Genomic DNA, 4311 nt, shown 5'->3' on the forward strand with positions numbered 1-4311 from the left:
CAGCTTTCTCTTTCTTAGAACAGATAAAATCGTAATCAGGCATCAAAGTTGCTTTGGTGAGGCACAAACTTATCACCAGAAACTGAGTACCTATGACCAAGAGCACTGGCTTTACCCTCATAGAGCTAATGATTGTGGTGGCGATCATCGGCATCCTCGCGGTAATAGCAATCCCTTCATACCAGAGTTACATCGTTAAAACCCAGGTGGGCCGTGCGGTTGGAGAGCTCGCTGCATATAAAGCACCTTTTGAAAACCAGGCGGGTTCAAATGGTAGCGTGTCCAATGGTGAGATTGGCTATGCGCCATCTAATCTCACCACGGGTAGCATTGGAGCTAATATAGCAATGCTCAATTCTGACGGTTCTGGTCAGTTGCAGGTGACCATGGGCGGCAAGGCCCATCGAAATGTGGCAGGTCTTATTTTGCGCTTTGATCGAAGCCCCGGCGGGAGTTGGGAGTGTAATATTGATAAGACGGCCGTGTCCGCATGGAAGCCTGCTTATTTGCCGCCCGGATGTAAACTGTAATGGATAGGTTGTGCAAAGGCGCTTTGTGGGCGCTCACTGTAATGGTGTTCGTGAGCGTTCTGTTTGCTGACTTTTTTCCGCTGCCGCTGGGAGCCTACGCGTCTCAACGATTTCTTCTGGCCGGGCTTCTGGCATTGGCTGTTATTATATCAGGCGCGCTCTGGATGTACCGGAATGGCTGGATAGCCGTTCAGCGTGTATGGCCTGCGATACTTGTTGCAGCAAGCTTTCTACTGTTGACGCTACCCTTCAGAAACATGCCCTATGCCTGGGTAGAGCCCGGCATGTACGCGGCTTTCTTGTTCGGATTTGTACTTGCAGGCAGTGTGTTAGCGGCGTGGGCTAAAAAGTATGACGGTTTGGTGGGTGTGGTGTATGTGGGCTCAATTGCTGCGGCCTTTTATGGTGGCGCAACAATAACCGTTTATCTGTTTGCCCTCTCTGACCAGGTGTCTAATCTTTCCAATTTTATTCCCTGGGGTTTCGTTAACATTCGCTACTGGAGCCACATCGCCACGTGGCTGATTCCACTGCTACCCCTGGCGGTTCTTGTTGGCCCGCTCAAGACCCAGCGGCTATGGCGGTTTTTTGTGGCCTTGGGAGCTGCGCTTTGGTGGTGGATTATCTTCCTCTCTTCTTCGCGGGGCTCTATGCTCGGCCTGGCATTCGGTGTGCTTTTTGTGGCGGTTGCTATTGGTCGCCCGGCGCAACCCTGGCTTAAGATTTTTTTGCGGTATCTGGCCTACGGTGTATTAGTTTGGTTGCTCCTTTCCGTGTTTGTTCCTTCCCTGTTGCTTGATGAAGTTACCCTGCGCACGCTCAAAACCGACTCGTCAGGCCGGATGCCTTTGTTCATAGAAGCCTGGCAAATGAGCCAGGTGAATTTCCCGTTTGGTTTGGGGCCGCAATCCTGGTTGACCCATGAAATCCTGTCAGAGCAATACCAGCGCTCCTCCAAGTTTGGCCACCCGCATAATATGTATCTGATGTGGGCTGCTGAATACGGCTGGCTGTTGATCGCCGCTTTACTAACGCTGGTTGGTCAGGCTATTCGGTTGTTTTTGCTGCGCAGGGCAGAGATCCGTTCCGGCGAGAATACAGAGTTGGGGCTTCCTCTAGCAGCGTTCACCGCCTCGGTGGCCGCAGCTTCACTGCATGCCGGCGTTTCGGCCGTGTTTATGGCGCCAGGCTCTATGTTGGTTGGTTTTCTGGTGCTCAGTGTGTTTTGGTCATTGATCACGCCTGCGGCACTACCCACGGCTTCCGGGTCCCCGAGAAAGCGTCTGTTGGCTTCGGTTCTATTCGCGTTTTTGGTATGCCTGCCGTGCGCTTACTGGTTAAAATCTATCGCGGAGTATCACGCTGACATGGTTCAGGATGAGGTGTTTTATTATGAAAACGTGCCTGCCGGAACACTGCCGCGATTTTGGTTTCATGGCAATTATCCTCGCCATTCAGATCAGATGCCATAGAACGGTCATCATGAACGGTCATGGACAGGCACAGCTTAGCCTGACCTGATTCCCAAAGGCCCGACGGTTTCGACCCTCGGGCCTTTGTCGTTCCTACGGCGTCTATTCGAGGTTATGGCCAATCTGCTACTGGTACGAACTTGACATACTGTATAGTGTCTATATCTTATATGGTATGTGGGGAATACTTGAGCATAAGCGAGTAACAAAAAATTTGTCGGCGGCACCTGTTGAGGTGCAAAAGCGCTATGAGAAATGGAAGGACATCGTTTCGATTTCGGGCCCGCAGGGGCTAAAACAGATTCGGGGCTTTAATGATGAGGCCTTATCAGGGAAGTGGAAGGGTTTTCGATCCTCGCGGCTCAATATTCAGTATCGCGTTATTTATAAAGTGCAGAATAAGCAGGTGCTTGTGGAAGTTGAAAAAGTTACTCCCCATGATTATGGGAGGAGATAAAATGAGCGAATATCATAAGGCTAAAAGAAGGGTTGAAGTTTCTGCTGGGGAATCTGTTCGGATTCTGCGTGAGCTTCAGGATATGAGTCAGAATGATCTGGCAGCGGCCACTGGCATACCGCAGTCTACTATTTCAGCGATTGAAAATGATCGGGTGCGTCTGGGTGTCGAGCGTGCAAAGATCTTTGCTCGGGCTTTACGGTGTCATCCTGCCGTGCTCGTGTTCCCAGGTTGGGATATTGAGCACGAGTCTGCCGCATGACAGCGTAAAGTGATCATGCAGTGATCATGGACAGGCACTCTTAGCCTAAATGTAGCGGCGGACGCCAAAGATATGGACTTGCCAGGCCTTCGGTTGCACGAATTGTCCGGCAATCGCGCCGGAGTCTGGTCGGTTGAAGATTACCACTGAGGTACAGCAATGATGATGCATAGTCCTCCCCACCCTGGCGAAGTGTTACGAGAGCTTTGTCTGGAGCCTCTTGGCCTCTCTGTCACGGCGGCTGCAGAGGCATTGGGTGTTAGCCGAAAAACGCTGAGCGCTGTATTGAACGGCAAGGCCGGCATTAGCCCCGAAATGGCTATTCGGCTTTCTATTGCTTTCGACACTTCGGCAGAGAGTTGGTTAAATCAGCAGTCCCAATATGAGCTTTGGCATGCTGAACAACATCGTAAAGAGCTCAACGTGAAGAGGCTTGTTGCGGCCTGAAACATAGGAAAACCGATTATGGACAGGCACAGTTTAGCTTTAAAGATCATGGACAGGCACTAGCTTGACCTTCCTAAGAAATTTCTAAGGGGGTAGCATGACGAAAACCAAATTGGATCCCGAAGAGCAAGAGCTGCTGGAGGCATACGAATCCGGAGAGTTCGAGTCAGATCTGGATGCCGATCGTCGGGAGTATCTGATGAAGGCCGCGGAAGAAACGTTCAAGAAAGACAAGCGGATCAATATACGTATCTCCAGTCGCGACCTGGAGGCACTTCAACGCCGGGCGCTGGAAGAAGGGCTTCCTTACCAGTCCTTGGTTTCCAGTGTTCTGCACAAGTATGTCTCCGGTGGCCTAAAAGACATCTCTGCTAACAAGTCAGGCCAGCGGACGCGCTAAAGCGAATGATCTGATGAAGCTCATGGACAGGCACAGCTCAGCCTGAACTGATTTTGGAAAGCCTGGTGGATGCGCCCCCCGGGCTTTTTTGTATTTCTGCTGCGTTGATTTTAGGGGTTATCAGCCTGTTTGCCTGTCCCTCTGCTGATCCGATGGTGCTAGGAGATATTCTAAACAGCTGGTGTCAGGGGTATTCCCTGCGGGAGTGGAGCACGTCCAGGATGGCGATATGATCAGATGTGATGCGATACTCGATAGCGTTCACGAGGGCTTCGGCGGCGTAAGGATTATGTTCGCTCAGGTAAGTGGCAATTTCCTCAAGCGCATCTAGCGCGTGAGCTCGCCACTCAACCGGTAGCATGTCGGCGCTTTTTAGACACTATTGTGGCCCGGACACGAGCTATCGCTTCGTCATGGGGGATGTTGGGACGTGAATCGTCAAGACTCTGCTGGATGCGCTCGCGGAACCAGCGGTCGTAGCTGTCGGATTGCTCCTGTGTTTCAAACTCCGAAACGATAGGGTCTAATGGCGTACTCATTATCATCTCTCCTCTAATACCCGCAGTCTACTCTGGTAGGGAAGAACGGGCAATCATCGCGAAATCATCATGTACATCCATCAATCATGTGGGCGCAATCATGTGGACAGGCGCGCGTAACAAGAAGACAAGATCATGGACGAAGACAAGATCATGGACAGGCACAGCTTAGCCTGACCTGATGTCGAAAAGCCCGGTGGATGC

8 protein-coding genes are annotated in these 4311 nt (G+C 51.4%); 6 read left to right on the plus strand and 2 right to left on the minus strand.

Features of this window, described 5'->3' with window-relative positions; translation table 11 throughout:
- The first annotated feature begins 92 nt into the window (after positions 1–92).
- The 6 genes from ACTH3S_RS17965 (at position 93) to ACTH3S_RS17990 (ending at position 3568) form a co-directional block, all read left to right on the plus strand.
- Positions 93–530: a pilin gene (locus ACTH3S_RS17965; protein WP_441810380.1), complete on the plus strand. Its 438-nt coding sequence runs from the start codon at positions 93–95 to the stop codon at positions 528–530.
- The gene (locus ACTH3S_RS17970; protein WP_441810381.1) at positions 530–2002 is read left to right on the plus strand and encodes an O-antigen ligase family protein; all 1473 of its coding nucleotides are present in this window, start codon (positions 530–532) and stop codon (positions 2000–2002) included. The genes ACTH3S_RS17965 and ACTH3S_RS17970 overlap by 1 nt, the downstream gene beginning before the upstream one ends.
- A gap of 175 nt (positions 2003–2177) precedes the next feature.
- Positions 2178–2459 (plus strand): type II toxin-antitoxin system mRNA interferase toxin, RelE/StbE family, encoded by a 282-nt coding sequence (locus ACTH3S_RS17975; RefSeq protein WP_367273071.1) that lies wholly within the window; start codon positions 2178–2180, stop codon positions 2457–2459.
- Position 2460: 1 nt separating this feature from the next.
- A complete protein-coding gene (locus ACTH3S_RS17980; RefSeq protein ID WP_292273377.1) occupies positions 2461–2721 on the plus strand; it encodes a helix-turn-helix domain-containing protein in 261 nt (86 codons plus the stop codon).
- Between the two features lie 159 nt (positions 2722–2880).
- Positions 2881–3168, plus strand: a complete 288-nt coding sequence (locus tag ACTH3S_RS17985; protein ID WP_441810382.1) for a HigA family addiction module antitoxin — start codon at positions 2881–2883, stop codon at positions 3166–3168.
- A 97-nt stretch (positions 3169–3265) separates the two neighbouring features.
- Positions 3266–3568 (plus strand): CopG family antitoxin, encoded by a 303-nt coding sequence (locus tag ACTH3S_RS17990; protein ID WP_441810383.1) that lies wholly within the window; start codon positions 3266–3268, stop codon positions 3566–3568.
- Between the two features lie 184 nt (positions 3569–3752).
- Here the strand turns inward: ACTH3S_RS17990 and ACTH3S_RS17995 are convergent, their stop codons facing one another.
- Both ACTH3S_RS17995 and relB read right to left on the minus strand, forming a co-directional pair.
- Positions 3753–3929, minus strand: coding sequence for a hypothetical protein (locus ACTH3S_RS17995; protein WP_441810384.1), 177 nt, complete (start codon positions 3927–3929; stop codon positions 3753–3755).
- Positions 3916–4107 (minus strand): type II toxin-antitoxin system RelB family antitoxin, encoded by a 192-nt coding sequence (relB, locus tag ACTH3S_RS18000; RefSeq protein WP_441810385.1) that lies wholly within the window; start codon positions 4105–4107, stop codon positions 3916–3918. The genes ACTH3S_RS17995 and relB overlap by 14 nt, the downstream gene beginning before the upstream one ends.
- Positions 4108–4311: the final 204 nt, after the last annotated feature.

This window comes from Marinobacter sp., assembly GCF_052094685.1.
Lineage (GTDB): Bacteria > Pseudomonadota > Gammaproteobacteria > Pseudomonadales > Oleiphilaceae > Marinobacter.

Excerpts from the sequence above, each read along its gene's own strand:
- ACTH3S_RS17965 (WP_441810380.1), top strand. The coding sequence starts at position 93 with ATGACCAAGAGCACTGGCTTTACCCTCATAGAGCTAATGATTGTGGTG.
- ACTH3S_RS17970 (WP_441810381.1), top strand. The coding sequence starts at position 530 with ATGGATAGGTTGTGCAAAGGCGCTTTGTGGGCGCTCACTGTAATGGTG.
- ACTH3S_RS17975 (WP_367273071.1), top strand. The coding sequence starts at position 2,178 with ATGTGGGGAATACTTGAGCATAAGCGAGTAACAAAAAATTTGTCGGCG.
- ACTH3S_RS17980 (WP_292273377.1), top strand. The coding sequence starts at position 2,461 with ATGAGCGAATATCATAAGGCTAAAAGAAGGGTTGAAGTTTCTGCTGGG.
- ACTH3S_RS17985 (WP_441810382.1), top strand. The coding sequence starts at position 2,881 with ATGATGATGCATAGTCCTCCCCACCCTGGCGAAGTGTTACGAGAGCTT.
- ACTH3S_RS17990 (WP_441810383.1), top strand. The coding sequence starts at position 3,266 with ATGACGAAAACCAAATTGGATCCCGAAGAGCAAGAGCTGCTGGAGGCA.
- ACTH3S_RS17995 (WP_441810384.1), bottom strand. The coding sequence starts at position 3,929 with ATGCTACCGGTTGAGTGGCGAGCTCACGCGCTAGATGCGCTTGAGGAA.
- relB (WP_441810385.1), bottom strand. The coding sequence starts at position 4,107 with ATGAGTACGCCATTAGACCCTATCGTTTCGGAGTTTGAAACACAGGAG.